16 protein-coding genes and 1 pseudogene are annotated in these 16,660 nt (G+C 58.6%); 12 read left to right on the top strand and 5 right to left on the bottom strand.

What is annotated here, in order from left to right:
• Positions 1-98: 98 nt before the first annotated feature.
• The gene (locus HMPREF1147_RS02195; protein ID WP_009657530.1) at positions 99-314 is read right to left on the bottom strand and encodes a hypothetical protein; all 216 of its coding nucleotides are present in this window, start codon (positions 312-314) and stop codon (positions 99-101) included.
• 415 nt (positions 315-729) lie between these two features.
• Between HMPREF1147_RS02195 and HMPREF1147_RS02200 the strand changes: the two genes are divergently transcribed.
• The 3 genes and pseudogenes from HMPREF1147_RS02200 (at position 730) to HMPREF1147_RS02210 (ending at position 5,151) form a co-directional block, all read left to right on the top strand.
• The gene (locus tag HMPREF1147_RS02200; protein ID WP_009657526.1) at positions 730-1,233 is read left to right on the top strand and encodes a flavodoxin family protein; all 504 of its coding nucleotides are present in this window, start codon (positions 730-732) and stop codon (positions 1,231-1,233) included.
• Positions 1,230-2,885 (top strand): heme anaerobic degradation radical SAM methyltransferase ChuW/HutW, encoded by a 1,656-nt coding sequence (gene hutW / locus HMPREF1147_RS02205; protein WP_009657532.1) that lies wholly within the window; start codon positions 1,230-1,232, stop codon positions 2,883-2,885. The genes HMPREF1147_RS02200 and hutW overlap by 4 nt, the downstream gene beginning before the upstream one ends.
• A gap of 203 nt (positions 2,886-3,088) precedes the next feature.
• Positions 3,089-5,151: pseudogene (locus HMPREF1147_RS02210) on the top strand (TonB-dependent receptor plug domain-containing protein).
• On the opposite strand, the gene HMPREF1147_RS02215 reads toward HMPREF1147_RS02210, so the two are convergent.
• Positions 5,148-6,248 (bottom strand): A/G-specific adenine glycosylase, encoded by a 1,101-nt coding sequence (locus tag HMPREF1147_RS02215; RefSeq protein WP_009657536.1) that lies wholly within the window; start codon positions 6,246-6,248, stop codon positions 5,148-5,150. The pseudogene HMPREF1147_RS02210 and the gene HMPREF1147_RS02215 overlap by 4 nt on opposite strands.
• Before the next feature lie 251 nt (positions 6,249-6,499).
• On the opposite strand from HMPREF1147_RS02215, the gene HMPREF1147_RS12375 reads away from it, so the two are divergent.
• The 8 genes from HMPREF1147_RS12375 (at position 6,500) to HMPREF1147_RS02250 (ending at position 12,763) form a co-directional block, all read left to right on the top strand.
• Entirely contained in the window at positions 6,500-7,423 is a 924-nt protein-coding gene (locus HMPREF1147_RS12375; RefSeq protein WP_304412057.1) for a CatB-related O-acetyltransferase, read from the top strand.
• 140 nt (positions 7,424-7,563) lie between these two features.
• Positions 7,564-8,094, top strand: a complete 531-nt coding sequence (gene ilvN, locus HMPREF1147_RS02225) for an acetolactate synthase small subunit (protein ID WP_026762032.1) — start codon at positions 7,564-7,566, stop codon at positions 8,092-8,094.
• Positions 8,075-9,091, top strand: a complete 1,017-nt coding sequence (gene ilvC, locus HMPREF1147_RS02230) for a ketol-acid reductoisomerase (RefSeq protein ID WP_009657537.1) — start codon at positions 8,075-8,077, stop codon at positions 9,089-9,091. Before ilvN ends, ilvC begins: the two co-directional genes overlap by 20 nt.
• A gap of 98 nt (positions 9,092-9,189) precedes the next feature.
• Positions 9,190-10,452 carry a 3-isopropylmalate dehydratase large subunit gene (gene leuC, locus HMPREF1147_RS02235; RefSeq protein ID WP_009657528.1) on the top strand — a complete coding sequence of 421 codons (1,263 nt, stop codon included), beginning with the start codon at positions 9,190-9,192 and terminating at the stop codon, positions 10,450-10,452.
• Positions 10,452-10,955, top strand: coding sequence for a 3-isopropylmalate dehydratase small subunit (locus HMPREF1147_RS02240; RefSeq protein WP_009439384.1), 504 nt, complete (start codon positions 10,452-10,454; stop codon positions 10,953-10,955). Before leuC ends, HMPREF1147_RS02240 begins: the two co-directional genes overlap by 1 nt.
• Positions 10,945-12,018 (top strand): 3-isopropylmalate dehydrogenase, encoded by a 1,074-nt coding sequence (gene leuB, locus HMPREF1147_RS02245; protein ID WP_009657523.1) that lies wholly within the window; start codon positions 10,945-10,947, stop codon positions 12,016-12,018. The genes HMPREF1147_RS02240 and leuB overlap by 11 nt, the downstream gene beginning before the upstream one ends.
• Positions 12,019-12,122: 104 nt before the next feature.
• A complete protein-coding gene (locus tag HMPREF1147_RS11550) occupies positions 12,123-12,323 on the top strand; it encodes a type II toxin-antitoxin system HicA family toxin (RefSeq protein WP_009439424.1) in 201 nt (66 codons plus the stop codon).
• 20 nt (positions 12,324-12,343) lie between these two features.
• Positions 12,344-12,763 (top strand): type II toxin-antitoxin system HicB family antitoxin, encoded by a 420-nt coding sequence (locus HMPREF1147_RS02250; RefSeq protein WP_009350340.1) that lies wholly within the window; start codon positions 12,344-12,346, stop codon positions 12,761-12,763.
• A 49-nt stretch (positions 12,764-12,812) separates the two neighbouring features.
• Here the strand turns inward: HMPREF1147_RS02250 and HMPREF1147_RS02255 are convergent, their stop codons facing one another.
• Genes HMPREF1147_RS02255 through HMPREF1147_RS02265 form a run of 3 tightly spaced genes read right to left on the bottom strand, consistent with a single transcriptional unit; the run spans position 12,813 to position 15,491 of the window.
• A complete protein-coding gene (locus HMPREF1147_RS02255; RefSeq protein ID WP_009657527.1) occupies positions 12,813-14,096 on the bottom strand; it encodes a tetratricopeptide repeat protein in 1,284 nt (427 codons plus the stop codon).
• 28 nt (positions 14,097-14,124) lie between these two features.
• On the bottom strand, positions 14,125-14,901 hold the full coding sequence (locus tag HMPREF1147_RS02260; RefSeq protein WP_009657531.1) for a class I SAM-dependent methyltransferase: 777 nt from the start codon (positions 14,899-14,901) through the stop codon (positions 14,125-14,127).
• Positions 14,898-15,491, bottom strand: coding sequence for an HD family hydrolase (locus HMPREF1147_RS02265; RefSeq protein ID WP_009657529.1), 594 nt, complete (start codon positions 15,489-15,491; stop codon positions 14,898-14,900). The genes HMPREF1147_RS02260 and HMPREF1147_RS02265 overlap by 4 nt, the downstream gene beginning before the upstream one ends.
• A gap of 152 nt (positions 15,492-15,643) precedes the next feature.
• On the opposite strand from HMPREF1147_RS02265, the gene pheA reads away from it, so the two are divergent.
• On the top strand, positions 15,644-16,513 hold the full coding sequence (gene pheA / locus HMPREF1147_RS02270) for a prephenate dehydratase (RefSeq protein ID WP_009657534.1): 870 nt from the start codon (positions 15,644-15,646) through the stop codon (positions 16,511-16,513).
• The last annotated feature ends 147 nt before the right edge of the window (positions 16,514-16,660 follow it).

Below are 16,660 nucleotides of genomic sequence, written 5' to 3' on the forward strand. Positions count from 1 at the left end.
ATAGAAGATCCGATTTACAGACTTTTCTTCACAGACTCAAAAATAGGCTTACCGCACGAATACCTGTTGGTATATTTGTGCAGTAAGCCTTTTTTGTCTCAGCGTCCGTTATAGCATCCGCAGGTTCCGCGCTGTTCGCTGCGTGCGCTCTGCACGCCGTTAGAGCCGCAATATGCGCTTGCATTGCCAACGCGGTAGGCTTGATCCTGTTTTTGCGGCAGCTCACATGCGCCGTCCTCGCATCCGGCGGTGAGTGCTTGTGCGCTCGCTCCAAGGATGAGTGCGGCGGTGAGTGCGGAGAGTATTTTCTTCATATGTGTTTTTCCTCCTTGTCATGTTGTTTTCCTTTATTCTATCATGACTGTCAAGAAGAACGGGATGTGAGAGGTTATTCTCCCTGAAAAATACCTGCAAATAATATAATTAATATTTATCGATTTATATATAGAATAGAATATGAAATAGATGAATTCGTTTTTTGTAGACAGAAGGGATGGGATGATTTTTGAAAGAGGCTCTTCTCTTTATCTTTTGATATGGGAATTCTATTTGATAGAGAGTATCTATATATTCTGTACAGAGAAACCCTGTTGAAAAAGATGAACTTGATTCATAATTTTTATTTATGAAAAACGATAAAAGCACTTGATTTTTTTGATGCCTTGCGCTATGATACGGGTGAATCATGAATGCAAGATATTCATATTGAGATATTAGGAGAATCAAATCATGCAGAATCAAGATATTGCGGTCGTCTACTCATCGCGCACGGGGAACACGCAGAAGGTCGCGGAGCATCTGGCACAGGCGCTCGGCGCATCCTGCCACAGCGTAAAGGATGCGGCGGGGATTTCGGATACCGCCGATCTCTGCATCGGTACTTGGATTGACCGCGGCACGGCGGATGCCGCTGCACGCAAATATATCGAGACCGTGCGCGGACGCCGCGTGTTCATCTACGGCACGCTCGGCGCCGATCCGAACTCGGAGCACTGCGCAAAGTGCATCTCGAATATCAAGGCGCTCTTTGATCCGTCGAACGAGATCCTCGGCGCGATCCTCGTGCAGGGCGCGATTGATCCGATGATTATCGAGATGTTCAAGAGTATGCCGCTCGACAATGTCCACGCCTACACCGAGGAGAACGCGGAGCGCTATGCGGCGGCGGCGTCCCATCCGGATGCGGCGGATTTTGAAAAGGTCATCGGCGCAGCAAAGGAGGCGCTCGCATGAACAGCCTAGAGACAAAACTCGCGGAGCTCTCCGCGGAGGCGCGCGGCTGGCTGCTCGGCACGAAGTCGGAGAATCCGCTCGGCTGCGCCTTTACGAAAAAGCGTGTCGTGCATCCCGGCGCGGGCGGCAAGCGCATGATCATGGACAAGGCGGAGCAGGCGCAGGTGTGGGCGGAGCTCATGGCGCAGACGCCCGATCCCGCCGACGAGCGCGCGGCGTATATCCACATCCCGTTCTGCGATAAGAAATGCAGCTACTGCGGATTTTTCCAGAACTATACGAAGGAAGAAGCGGCGCACCGCTATGTCGACGTGCTCCTGCAGGAGCTCGACGCGGCGGCGGAGACGCCCTATGTGCAGGGCGCGCCGTTTCAGGCGGTGTTCTTCGGCGGCGGCACGCCGACCGCGCTCTCGGACGCCGACCTCGCACGACTCGTGCGTGTAGTGCGGGAGCGTCTGCCGCTGACGAGCGACGCCGAGATCACGCTCGAGGGACGCATCCATGACCTCACGGAGAGCAAGGTTGAGGCGGCGATGCGTGCGGGCGTCAACCGATTCTCGCTCGGCGTACAGTCCTTTGACACGCGCGTGCGGCAGTCGATCGGGCGCATCGACGATCATGATACCGTTGTCGCGACACTGCGCCGCATGGTGGAGAAGCAGGGCGCGGTCGTCATCGCCGACCTCATCTATGGGCTGCCCTATCAGTCCCCGGAGGTCTGGGAGAACGACGTGCGCACGCAGTTCGAGATCGGCATCGCGGGCGGCGACCTCTATCAGCTAAACGTGTTCCCGGCGAGCGAGCTTGCGGCGCGCATCAAGTCGGGCGACCTCCCGATGCTCCCGACAACGGAGGAACAGTCCGAATACTTCGCGCGCGGCATCGCGATCGTCGACGAGAACCCGATGGCGCGGCGCATCGACACGACACACTGGACGACGGATCACCGCGAGCGCAGCCTGTATAACACACTCGCCAAGCGCGGCAACGACATCCTCGCGTTCGGCTCGGGCGCGGGCGGGTTCATCGGTCAAATCATGTGGCGCAATCACGGCGGACTTGCCGCCTATGAGAAGATGGTCGAAGAGGGCGCAAAGCCCTTCCAGTTCATGGGTGAGCAGGCGGACGAGCACCGGATGCACAGCGAGATCGGCGATCAGATCGAGCACGGATATTTCTACGCGCCCTTTTTTGAGAAAAAATACGGCGTACGTCTTCTCGACACGATGGAACCGCTCCTTGCCGCGTGGGCGGAGAACGGACTCGTCACGCGCACGGAGACGGGATTCCGTCTGACGCAGGCGGGAGAGTTCTGGCACGACAACCTCATCCAGGGATTCCTCGAAGCGTATGCGCTCACGCAGGAGGACGAGGTGAAGCTGCGCAAGGAGAACGTCGCTTTGCAGGACATGATCCCCAAGGATGTCCGTTCCATGCTCGAGGCGATGTTCCCCGACGGGATGCCCCCGCAGATGGCGGCGGCGCTCCAAGGCAAGCCCTCGCCGGAGCTCGAGAACCATCCGCATATGCAAATGCTGAAGAACCTCATCGAAAAGAGCCGGGAGAAAGAGCGTGCCGCCGCAGCGGCATCCGCCCCCGACCTCAACACCGTCATGCGCACCTCCGCGCGTGACCTTGGAAAAGCTGTGTAGTGTATTTTATATAAAAAACTGCCCGTTTGCGGCTGCAGAGATGCAGCGCAGACGGGCAGTTTTATATTTGTCGAGGAAATCATAGCTGTGAATCCGCACATTAGATCAGAAGATAATGAAAATATATTTCATTATCTCTCTATTGATGTTATAATTGAGAAAGCAAATCGTTAACTCTATAACAGAAAAGAGGTGTTCTCCTTATGAGGAGTTTTCATGTAAGGCATCACCGAACGGCCTTGACCGCTGCTGTTTTAGGCGCATTGACGGCAGCGTCGTTTCATTCGGTACAGGCGGCTGCCGCAGACCGGGAGATGCCCGTCTATACGCTCGATGATGTTGTTGTCAAGGCATCGCGTACAGAGCAGAGTGTGAAAGAAGCCCCCGCTTCGGTTGAGATCGTGACGCGTGAGGATATCGACCGCCTCGGCGCGGAGACGTTGGCACAGGCGCTTGCACTCACCGTCGGGCTGGATGTGACGGAAAACGGCATGGTCGGGAATCAGGCGGCACTGCGCGGCATGAGTACCAATCAGACGCTGATCCTCATCGACGGTCGGCGCATACGCACGGAGGATACGAGCCAGACGGCGAATTACTATGAGCTGCAGCGCGTCAATATGGACGATGTGGAGCGCATTGAGATCGTCCGCGGTTCCGTCAGCTCCCTGTACGGCTCGGAGGCACTGGGCGGCGTCATCAATATCATCCGCAAACATCCTGAGAAAAAACAGGTCGGCGTTTCCGCGGATTGGACGAGCCGGCAAAAGGACGGCGGCGTATCCGTCGACTTCGGCAAGACGGGAAATGGGCATGGCGCACGAGTTTCAAGGTGAGTGATGTCCGCGAACGCGGTGCGGAAACGGCCTCCAATCAATATGGGAGAAAATACTATTTCAACCTAGACGGACGGATGGATATTGCGCAGCGTAAGCATTTGGATTTCTTCTTCGACTACATGAACGAAGATCTGGATCAGAAGTCCGAGGCTGTGACGCAGACGGGCGGCAACTATAGATCCAATCCGGGAACCGTGGGCTATAATCATAAACGGTATTCGACAGGGCTGCGCTATGCGGGGGAGGATCGCAGGGGCACCTACGAGATGCAGGTCTACTATACGCTCTTTAATAAAAAACAAGAGACGCATCTGCGATCGAACGGCATACTCTCGGACTTTGACGATATGGTCTTCCGATCCTATATCGCGGACGGAAAACGCACATGGAACGTCGGTGCGGATCATAAACTCACGTTTGGCGGGGAGTACCGGAAGGAGGAGTACGAGAGTACACGTATCGATGTGGGCGGCGGGCATATCGTCACGAGGAACGGTATTTCGAAAACTGAATCGAAGGCAGACCTTGATTACGCCGCGCTGTATCTGCAGGATGAATGGCGCGCGAACAAGCGCCTTTACATCGTGCCGTCCGTGCGTTGGGATCACAATAATAAATTCGGAAATAAGGTAACGGCACAGCTCGGGACGACCTACCGGATCAGTGACCGCAGCCGTGTCAAGATGAATGTCGGATCGGCGTACCGCGCGCCCACGGCGAGCGAACTCTATATGCATTGGGATCATGTGCCCGCAGTTGCGCGCATAAGGTCGTGGCTCGTGCCAACGCAGGTACATATCGACGGGAACCCGAACCTGAAGCCCGAGAAGGCGGTCAACTTTGACCTCAGTTTTGAAGCGGAAGGAAAACGCAGCGCGGGGAAAATAACCTACTTCCACAACAAGGTGGATGATCTGATTAACTTGAACACAACGAGTTCTGTGATTATGTCGTTCACACCGCCGCCGCCGCATCCGATTGCAATCCGCAACGTCGGACATTATGAAAATGTCGATAAGGCGACGCTGCAGGGGATTGAGTTTGAAGGCAGGCAGCGCCTTGGCGATCAATTTACGCTGCGGTCCACCTATACCTATCTCGATGCCAAGAACGATATGACGGGGGATCGGCTGACCGGACGAGCGCGGCACAAACTCTCGCTGCAGCTCATTTACGATGACTTTAAGCACGGGTGGAGCGGCGTCCTCTGGAACGACTGGATGAGTGATTACTACTATGCGGAGGGGCGCGGCAACGCTGCGGTGAAGAAGAATACCTCCGCGACGGTGCTCAACCTGGTCATCAACAAGAAGATCAACGATCACTTGAGTGCCTACTTCGGCGTGAACAATCTGCTCAACGAGGAAAATACGACGCTCTATTATGACGGCCGTATCTGGCGCGGCGGGATCAACATGACCTTCTAACGCGGCGTAAAGTACCCGAACGCGGCGGGGATGCCGTAGGTATCGGCGAGATCCTCGCGGCGCACCCAGAGGAGGACGGAGGGGGCATCGTCCGCCGCGGCGCAGAGCGGCGCGGCGTTCGTCTCTTCGACATAGACTTCCCAGCCCGTGAGGTTCCACTCGATGTGCGTGAACACGTGGCGCGCGGGCGGGAGCGGAGCGATAGAACGGACGGTGAAGCCCTCCGCGGCGAGGTGTTCGAGCACCTTGCGCTTGCCCCATTTTCCTTCGAGATTCGGATATTCCCAAAGACCCGCGAGGAGTCCCTTTGCGGGTCTTTTTCGTATGGCACAGCGATCGCCGCAGCGCAGGAGGAGAACGGTGCGATGCTCTTTGCGCCGCGCCTTGAGCGCGGACTTGACGGGGTAGTCAAGTTCCGCGCCGCGGTCGTGCGCGAGGCAAAGACGCGCGGCGGGACAGATGCGGCAGAGGGGGACGCCGTTCGGCAGGCAGACGGTCGCGCCGAGATCCATGAACGCCTCGTTGAGCAGCCCGGCGTCTTTTCCGATCGGATATGAGGGGCGGAGCGCCTCCTCAAGGGCGCGCTTTGACGCGTCCTTTGCGATGTCGATGGGATTTGCCGTCACGCGCGCGGCGACACGGAGGAAGTTGCCATCGACGGCGGGGCATGGACGACCGTAGGCGAATGATGAAATTGCACTTGCGGTATACCGCCCGATGCCCGGGAGCGCAAGGAGCGCATCAAAATCGTCGGGAAGCGCGCCGCCGTGCCTTTCGACAATCGCCTGTGCGGCGCGCCTCAAATTGCGTGCGCGGCTGTAGTAGCCGAGTCCCTGCCAGAGCTTCATGAGCGCGTCCTCGTCCACGTCTGCGAGGTCGCAGACGGTCGGAAGCGCCGCGAGGAATCGCAGATAGTAGCCGCGCACCACATTTGCGCGCGTCTGCTGGAGCATGATCTCCGAGATCCATATATGGTACGGTGTCGGCTCGTCGCGCCACGGCAGTTCGCGTGTGTCTGGCGAGGATTTTCGCCAAGTCAGCAGTGTGTCACAGAGGGCGGGGAAGATGGAGCTCCCCTCCCAAGCCGGTATGTTCATTCGTTTTACTCTCCTTTTCGTTTATTTTAGCATAGGGGACTGAAAAATGTTAGGGAGAAAAAGGGGCGACGGTAGTTTCTCCGAAGTATATGTGATACAATTATCCGGAGAATATTTGAAATGCGGATAGAAGGGGAGAAGAGCCTTGTTCAAGGAGATTAATTTTACGGAGTTTTCGGCACAGGTGCGAAAAATTCCTTTGGATGAGAGCAGGCGCTACACGGCGATGACGTTCGGCCCCCGGTTCCTATATGGTGAACGGGAGTCTTGAGACGGGATCATGGGGAGAGCATGTACTTGTGGGGCGTTACTCTGCTCTGGGACATCGGCTGACCTTTGAGCTGGGGCTCAACCATGACTATCGGCAGGTGACTACCTATCCGTTTGAGGATTTGGCGGACGGCAAAGAGCCGCAGATAAATCATTACAATCATGTGAATCGCAAGCAGATCATCATCGGAAATGACGTTTGGATCGGATGTGACGTGACGATCCTCGGCGGTGTGCGTATCGGCAACGGTGCGGTGATCGGCGCGCGCTCCGTCGTTGCGAAGGACGTGCCGCCTTATGCCGTTGTGGTAGGTAATCCGGCGCGCGTCATTAAATATCGCTTTGATGAGGAGACGATTCGTGCGCTGCAGGAGATCAAGTGGTGGAACTGGCCGGAGGAGAAGATCAAAGCGAATCTGCCGCTGCTGAAAGATCCGGTGCGTTTTATTGCGGAATTTGCTGCACCGCGCGAAGACGAGCCGGCGGATGAGACGGTCGCTATGATGCGGGCGCTCCGGGCAGACGGATACAAGATCTATTATTTTGTTCCGGATTTTGACGCGGAGGAAGCCGTTTGGCAGCATGTGATTGATTCGTATATTGAGACGTACTGCGCTGTGGATAAAACGGCGCTGCTGCTCCATCGCGCGGCATCAATGTCACAGGGGACGGCGTGGGCGGCGATTGCAGCGCGGCTTGAGGAGCAGGGGGAGGAGACACCGCTCCTCCTTGCCCACGATGCCGAGGAGGCGTTTTCGATTCCTGTGTTGCGGGAGGCAGACGTATTCGTTACGACCAAAGAGGATATTTCCTCGCAGTGTGTGGACTACGCGGCGGATACGGGCGTTATCATTCGCTATGGGCTGGATCACCGCACGCTTTTATTTGATTCGTGCTGTGATTGAGAATATGAAAGAAAATTTGGTGATATCCGAATCTAGATTGCGCCTAAAAAATCATTGACAAATGCCGGCGGCGGGGCGATAATGAAGGAGTTTTCCCAGGGGTGAAGGTCGATGCGGCAGGCAGGGAGGAATCCGGCGTGATGAAGCATATTCTGTCTGTTTTTGTAGAGAATCAGACGGGTGTTCTCGTGCGCGTAGCGAGCATGTTCTCGCGGCGCGAGTTCAACATCGACAGTCTGTCGGTGGGGGTCACGGAGTCGCCGGAATTCTCGCGCATCACGGTGGTGGTGCACGGGGATGAGAATCTCGTGGAGCAGATGATCAAGCAGCTCGAGAAGATGCCCGTCGTGCGCGCCGTTCAGCGGCTCGATGAAAAGAGCGCGGCGTGCCGCGGCATGACGATGATCAAGGTGCACGCGGACGATACGAACCGTCTCGACGTGCTGAAGATGGGGGAACTCTTCCGCGCGCACGTCGTGGATGTGGACGCGGGCTCGATCATCTTTGAGATCACGGGCGGCGACGACAAGGTGACGGCATTCTTGAAGGTGCTCCGTCCCTACGGCATCGTCGAGATCATCCGCACGGGCCTGATTGCGCTCGAGCGCGGGGAACACACAATTTACGAACACTGTGAGGAGCGTGAGTACTATGGCAAAAACTTACTATGATCAGGATGTCAACTGGAGCGTACTTGAGGGGAAGACGGCTGCGATCATCGGCTACGGCAGCCAGGGGCACGCGCACGCGCTGAACCTGAAGGACAGCGGCGTGAATGTCGTCGTCGGTCTCTACGCTGGGTCAAAATCGGCGAAGATCGCCGAGGAAGACGGGCTGAAGGTACTCCCCGTGGCGGATGCCGTGAAGTCGGCGGACGTCACGATGATCCTCATTCCGGATGAGAAGCAGGCGGCGCTCTACCGCAGCGAGATCGCGCCGCATCTGAAGTCCGGCAGCGCGCTCGCGTTTGCGCACGGCTTCAATATCCATTTCAACCAGATTGTTCCGGCGGATGACATCGACGTGTTCATGGTCGCGCCGAAGGGCCCCGGGCATCTCGTGCGCCGCACGTTCCGCGAGGGCGGCGGCGTGCCGGATGTGTTCGCTGTGGGGCAGGATGCGACGGGGCGCTGCTTTGACCTCGCGCTCGCGTATGCGCGCGGCATCGGCGGCACGCGTGCGGGCGTCATTCAAACGACGTTCAAGGAGGAGACGGAGACCGATCTCTTCGGCGAGCAGGTCGTCCTTTGCGGCGGTGTGACGCACCTCATCCAGAAGGGCTTTGAGACGCTCTGCGAGGCAGGCTATCAGCCGGAGATTGCGTATTTCGAGTGTTTCCACGAGATGAAGCTCATCGTCGACCTCATGTATGAGGGCGGCATGGCGAAGATGCGCAAATCCATCTCCGACACGGCGGAGTACGGAGACTACACGCGCGGGCCGCGCATCATCACGGACGAGACGAAGGCGGAGATGAAGCGCGTCCTCGGCGAGATTCAGGACGGCACGTTCGCGCGTCAATGGCTCACGGAAAACAACGCTGCGGGGCGTGCGAACTTCCTTGCGGAGCGCCGTATCCACGCGGAGCACCCGATCGAGACGGTCGGCAAGGAGCTGCGCGGCATGATGTCGTGGCTGAAGGACGGCGCCGATCTGCGCAAAGACTAAGGAAATCACCGAACCTCTTCTGCGAGGCGATACGGTCATATCAGAGGGGGCGGCTGGTGCCGCGCCCCTCTTTCTGTATTATTTTTGGGGGGTAATCCATGGGGATGAATATGAGCGAGAAAATTCTCGCACGCCATGCGGGGCTCGACGTGGTGGAGGCGGGACAGCTCGTCACCTGTGAGCTTGACATGGTGCTCGCAAACGATGTGACGGGGCCGCCGTCCATCAAAGAGTTTGAAAAGACGGGACGCCCCGTCTTTGACCGGGAAAAAATCGCACTGATTCCCGATCATTTCCAGCCCGCAAAGGACATTAAGTCCTCAGAGCTGGCGAAGATCATGCGTGACTTTGCGCGCAGGCACGACATCCTGCACTACTACGAGCAGGGGCGCGTCGGCATCGAGCACGTCCTTCTGCCGGAGAAAGGGATCGTGGGTCCCGGGATGCTCACCATCGGTGCGGACTCGCATACCTGCACCTACGGCGCGGTGAACGGGTTCTCGACGGGCGTCGGCACGACCGATCTCGCGGTCGGCATGGCGACGGGCGAGGCGTGGTTCAAGGTGCCCGAGGCGATCAATGTGCATCTGACGGGCAAAAAACCTGCGGACATCAGCGGCAAAGACGTGATTTTGACGCTCATCGGGACGATCGGCGTGGACGGCGCGCTCTATCGGAGTCTTGAATTCACGGGTGAGGGCGTCGCAGAGCTTACGATGACCGACCGTCTGACGATTGCAAATATGGCGATCGAGGCGGGCGCAAAGAACGGCATTTTCCCGTATGACGATGTGTGCAGGGACTATGTGGCGGGGCGCATGGCGGCGGACTTTACGCCCGCCGAAGCCGACCCCGACGCCGTGTATGCGCAGACGGTGGAGATCGATCTCGGTGTGCTGCGCCCCGTCGTTGCGTTCCCGCATCTGCCGGAGAATACGCGGCGCGTGATGGATCTCGCCGAACCCGTCGCGATCGATCAGGTCGTCATCGGCTCATGCACGAACGGACGGCTTGAGGACATGGAGATCGCGGCTGAGATTTTGAGGGGACATACGGTGCATCCGAATGTGCGGTGCATCGTCATCCCCGGGTCGCCGTGGGTCTATCAAGAGTCGATGAAACGCGGCTATCTTGAGATTTTCATGGATGCGGGCGCGGCGGTTTCGACGCCGACCTGCGGCCCCTGCCTCGGCGGCTATATGGGTATCCTCGCGGCGGGGGAACGCTGCGTCTCGACGACGAATCGGAATTTTCGCGGGCGCATGGGGCATGTGGACAGCGAGGTCTATCTCGCGGGCCCGCATGTCGCAGCGGCAAGCGCAATATTGGGGCGGATTGCCGCGCCCGAGGAGGTGCTCTGATGCAGGAGGGAAAGGTCTGGCGCTACGGCGACAACATCGACACGGACGTCATCATCCCGGCGCGCTATCTCAACACGTTCGAACCGAAGGCGCTCGCGGCGCACTGCATGGAGGACATCGACACGACGTTTGCGAAAAATGTCGCGGCGGGGGACATCATCGTCGGCGGGCGGAATTTTGGCTGCGGTTCCTCGCGCGAGCACGCGCCGATTGCGATTGCGGCATCGGGCGTTCCCGTCGTCATTGCGGCGAGCTTTGCGCGCATCTTCTACCGCAACGGCATCAACATCGGACTGCCCCTGCTCGAGATCGGTGACGACGTGGAGAAGATCCATGCGGGCGACCGCCTGAGCGTCGATACGGCGACGGGCGAGATCCGCGATCTCACGACGGGCGACACGTTCCGCGCGCATCCCCTTCCGGGCTTCGTGCAGGAGATTGCGGCGGCGGGCGGACTGCTGAACTATATCAAGGAGAACGGGGGATTCCGCCATGGCGTATAAAATTGCGGTTGTGCCGGGCGACGGCATCGGCGCCGAGATCACGGCGGCGGCGGTCGAGGTATTGAAGGCCGTCGACGCGAAGTTCGCGCTCGGTCTCTCCTACGAAGTGCGCGACGCGGGCGGAACGGCATACGATAAGTACGGCACGCCGCTCCCGGAGGAGACGCTCGCCGTATGCAAAGCGTCGGACGGCGTGCTTTTCGGCGCGGTCGGAGGCCCGAAATGGGACGATATTTCTCCGGAACTGCGCCCCGAGCGCGCGATCCTAGGGCTCAGAAAAGGGCTTGGACTGTACGCGAATCTGCGCCCGGTCAAGGTGGCTGACGCCCTCGTCGAACATTCGCCGCTAAAACCCGAACTCGTGCGCGGCGTCGATCTCGTGATCGTGCGCGAGCTGATCGGCGGAATCTATTTCGGTGAGAAATGCGAGTCGGAGCAGGTGGACGGCGCGGAGCGCGCGTGGGACATGGAGAACTACTCCGTCCCCGAGGTGGAGCGCATCGCGCGGCTCGCATTCGAGACGGCGCGCCTGCGGCGCGGCGCAGTCACGTCCGTGGACAAGGCAAATGTCCTCGCAACCTCGCGACTTTGGCGGCGCACGGTGACGGCGCTCGCATCGGAATACGGCGACGTCGCGCTCTCGCATCTCTATGTGGACAACTGCGCGATGCAGCTTGCCGTGCGCCCGACGCAGTTTGACGTCATCGTGACAGGAAACCTCTTCGGCGATATTTTATCGGATGAGGCGGCGGTGATCGGCGGCTCGATCGGGCTCATGCCGTCGGCATCCATCGGCACGGGGACGAGTCTCTTTGAACCGATCCACGGCAGCGCACCCGACATCGCCGGGCGCGGTATCGCCAACCCGCTCGGCACGATCCTCTCGGCGGCGATGCTCCTGCGCTACGAACTGCATGAAGAAGCCGCTGCCGCGGCGGTCGAGACGGCTGTCGACGCCGCGCTCGCAGACGGACTGCGTACGAGCGATCTATACACCGAGGGCAACGACCTCAAAAAAGTCGGCACGGAGGAAATGACAAACGCCGTGTTGGCACATATTTAACATGAAAAAGGGGGGGTGTCGACGTGTGAAAGCGTCGGCAGTGCATACTATTTACAAATGTTATAACATGTGTTAGAGTGAGTATGCTTGAGGGGACTATATTTATGAAATCCTATTCATCTAGAGAGCTGCTCCAAATACTCAAAAAGGACGGTTGGTATGAAGTACATTGCACGGGCGATCACCATCAGTATAAGCATCCTGTTAAGAAGGGACGTGTTACACTGACGCATCCAAGGAAGGATGTTCCGGAAGGGACTGCAAGAAATATTTTGAGGCAGGCAGGAATTGACGTCCGTGATTGATTTGCAAGGCGGTGTAGAATATGAAAGACCGATATATATATCCTGCCGTTTTTACGGAGGAAGAAGGCGGAATTTCCATCGTGTTTCCGGATTTGCCGGGGTGTTGCCCATGCGCAGATACGCCGGAGGAAGCGTTTAAGAACGCGAAGGAAGCACTCCAACTGCATCTATACGGTATGGAGGAGGATGGCGAAGACATCCCGATTCCCTCGAAGGTCGCATCGCTTCGTACCAAAGAGGGGACATCCCTTGCGATGATCGATGCATGGATGCCGCCGTTTCGTGAGAAGATGCTCAATAAATCTACGAATAAAACGGTAACGATTCCGCGTTGGCTCGACATTGCGGCACGCAAGGAAAAGGTGAATTTGTCACATCTCCTGCAGGAATCACTCAAGCAGTATCTAGGGATTACGGATCACAGACCACAGTATCTATAAAACAAAAAGCTGCTGCACGAAGGTATTGACCAATGTGCGGCAGCCTTTTTTATTTACGCTTCTTTTTCTCCTTCTTTTCCGCCGCGTCTTTGCAGGAGGCGGCGAGGAGGATTTGGTTGATGAGGATGTCCGCGTTCTCGGGGGCGATGCGCGCAGCATCCGCCCATGTGTGCCATGCGCCGCGATAGTCCCTGCTGCGGAGCTGCGCAAGTCCGAGAGCGTTCATGGCATCGGCGGTCTGTGGATTTGCCGCGACCGTCTGACGCAGGGCTGCGGCGGCTTTGTCGGCTGCGCCCGTATCGAGGAGAACGAGCCCGTAGTTATAGCGGGCGGCGGCATCGTCGGGGGCGAGCTTCAGATAGCGTTCGTAGGCGGCGCGTGCATCTTTACTATGCCCTGCCGCGGCATGGGTGAGGGCGATGCCGAGGTAGGGGGCGGGGCGCTTCATATCGCGCTTTTGCGCGGCTGTAAAGTCGGCGAGCGCGTTGTCATAGGCGTGCCGATGCAGGTACACAAGTCCGCGATAGATGTAGGCGTCGGCATCTGCCGCCTGCATGAGCCGGAGGTTCGCGGCGTGCAGGGCGGCGTCGGAACCGTCGGGGGCGCGTGCGGCGTCGCGGATGAGGAGGATTTCCTGTCCGTAGGTCTTGCCAGGGACAGCCCATACGCCGTTCAGATCCGTCCAGCGCGTGAGCCGTCCGTAGACGTCGGGGCGGTTCGTTCGGATGTGGCTGTAGCGCGGGTCGACGATGGGGACGGTCGGGAGGTCTTTGCTCGCGTAGGCGAGGAGGTGCTGGATGTGCGCGCGGACACCCGTGCGGATGTCGGGGAAGGAGAGACCCTTAACCCCGCCGCCCGTTGCGCCCAGTCCGCAGAAGTTGTTCTGCTGCCATGAGACGTCGCCGCCGTATGCGAAAAAGCCCGTTTCCTTGAACGCCTGTGCGAGCGCGACGTCGGGGCGGATGCCCTCGCGTTCGGCTTCTTCGTAGTAGGCGTGAACGAGCTCTGCCGGCGTGCCGGTGAGTTTTGGCTGTGGATTGCGCCGCAGGAGATAGGCGAGCATCTGCTCCTCGGTTGCCGCCGCGTCGCCCATGATGGAGATCTCCGTCGGCTCTTGCACGGGCATCTTGAGTGCGTCTGCGGGCTGCGGCACGGCAAAGCGCAGTCCCGCGACCAATTTCTCATCGACAATGCGTCCCACGGGGAACTCTGCCGGGAATGCGGGACGCCGAACGAGGGGCGGCTGCTCAATCGAGGCGGGCGGCGTAGGGGGTGCCGCAGCAACGGGGGCGGCGAGGGAGAGACTGAGTGCGAGGAGGGCGGCGAGGCGCATAAGTATCTTCCTTTCGTGCGAGGGAGGATTATTTTCTGCCATAGATGAGTCCGCAGTCGCGCAGCATGAACCGCACGAGGAAGGGCATGGGGATGTGCCGCTCGATGTTCGGGACGTAGGTGATGTCGTCGATGTCGTCGTGCTCTTTGAGGTACTCGAGGAACTCCTCCATCTTGCCGTAGCGGTCTTTATCGCCGAAGGTGTCCTGCAGGGCGAACGAGCCGCCCTTTTTCAGCGTGCGCAGAGTCTCTTCGACGAGCATGAATTTATCCTTTTGCGTGCGGACTTCGTGATAGACAAAATTGCTGATGACGGCGTCAAAGGATTTGCTCGGAAAGTCGATCTTTGCAGCGTCTCCGGGCATGAATGTGCAGCGCGCGCCGACGCCCTCGATCTCTGCGTTGCGGTCGCACTGATCTTTGCTGTAGTCCCACATGGCGCCCCACGCGTCGATGCCCTGCACCTTTGCCGCAGGAAATTGTTTTGCGGCGGCGATGGAGAGTGCGCCCGAGCCGCAGCCGACGTCGAGCAGCGTGCCTTTGCCGTTCCACGCGAGGTGTTCGAGGAGATAATTGTGGATGCGGCGCATGAGCCCGCCGCCGCCGAAGGAAAAGACATAGTGGCAGTAACTCATGTAGAGTGCGGCAGCTGAGGAAAAGGTGCAGAGGATGCAAGCGACATAGTAATAGGTTTCCTTGCCGAGGGTGAAGGCGAGCGCCTGCGAGACGGCGAAAAGTCCAATAGCGACACCGAAGAAGGTTTTCAGCATGGAGTTCGAGATCCAGTTGCCGTAGCTTGGTTTCATTTATTTTGCTCCTTTTGTTCGTTCGATGCATTTTGCGCCGCGATGAGGGCGTCGACCTCGCGGGTGACGGCGGCGCGGATGGCTGCGAGGATGTCCGAGAACGCGGCCTCGGGTACACCGTAGGTGCGCTGGAGGTCATATTCGAGAGGCAGCCATGTGCCGGGATCGCCCTCGTTGTGCGTGAGCACCGCCTCCATGCGGTCGAGGGCGCGGACGAGCCGGGCTTCCTTGGTCTCGCATGCATCCATCTCCGCAAACAGCGCGCGCAGTTCCGCGTCGTAGGGCGGCGGCAGCGCTGCGATCCAGTCGTCGCGCAGGGCGTGCTCGCGCGTGCGGTCGGCGTCGGTTTTTTCAAAGGTCGGGATGTCGCCGGTAAAGACTTCGCCGATGTCGTGCAGGAGACACATGAGGAGGACGCGCGTGAGGTCGGCATCCGGGAAGCGGTCGCGGAGGAAATATGCCATGAGCGCGAGCCGCCAGCTGTGCTCGGCGACGCTCTCCTGCCGTCCGTCCCGCGTCCATGCGTGGCGCGTACGTTCCTTGAGTCCCGCGATGCAGCGGATGATGCCGAGATATTCATTTGTTGTCATAGGGCGTCCTTTTCGTTTGATTTATTCAGAAAACGTTCTCATTATAACACAGCGGCGAGGCAAGATAAATGAGGATGAAATGAAAGTCTTTCCGCCGTCCTTGTCAACGGTATGTCCATATAGTATGATGAGAGCGACGAGGAGGAATATGTGTGATCAGGAAAATGGGCATCCTTGGCCCCGTGGGGACGCACAGCGAGGCGGCGGCGCTCTATCTGAAGGCGTGGCGGCGGCGCGCGGCGGAGCTCATCTGCTTCGCGGACATCGGCGAGTGCATTCATGCGGCGGAGACGGGGGCGGTGGATACGGCGTTCGTGCCCGTGGAGAACTCGCTCGAGGGCGCGATCACTGTGACGCTTGACGTGCTCGCCCACGCGGATATGCTGCGCGTGCGCCGTGAGGTAATCTGGCCGGTGCATAATTATCTCATGGCGCATACAGCAGAGGGCGAGATCCGTGCAGTCTACTCTCACGCGCAGCCCATCGCCCAATGCCGCGATTTCCTCCTGCGGTACTGTCCGCACGCGGAGATCATCAAGACGTCGAGCACGGCGCGCGCGGCCGAGATCGTCGGCGCGGCGCCGCCGGATTCGGGATTTGCGGCAATCTGTACGCGGCGCGCGGGAGAGCTGAACGGGCTTGTTGAACGTGCAGGGAAAATAGAGGATCGCGGGTCGAACTGTACGCGGTTCTTTGAGATCGTCCGCGAAGGGATGATGCCGCCCCCTGCCGAACCGCCCGATACGGTGCTCGTTATCTGTCGGATTGACGGTACGCGTCCCGGCGCGCTCTATGAGGTGCTTGGGGAGTTCGCACACCGTGAGGTGAATCTGACACGCATCGAGTCGCGGCCGGCGCGGACGGAGCTCGGGGCGTATATTTTCTATTTTGATCTCGACGCACACTGCGATCCCGATATGCTGCGGGATGCGATTGATGCGGTTGCGGAAAAAAGTGTGTGGTTGAAAATAGCGGGGGCGTTTCCTGTTCATAGAGACGTGACGCACGATCTTGGCGCATAGCTGTGTCACTGCGAAAAATCCTGCGGTCGACGTAGCTTTTAACTACGCCTTCCCTTGAATTTTTCTAGTTCCTTGCTCTGCATCCAAGCTTGTGCGTCACTCACTATACGGTATTTTATTTATCTGCACCGCTTTGGCATCCGCCTT

It is taken from the genome of Selenomonas sp. FOBRC9 (genome assembly GCF_000287655.1).
GTDB lineage: Bacteria > Bacillota > Negativicutes > Selenomonadales > Selenomonadaceae > Centipeda > Centipeda artemidis.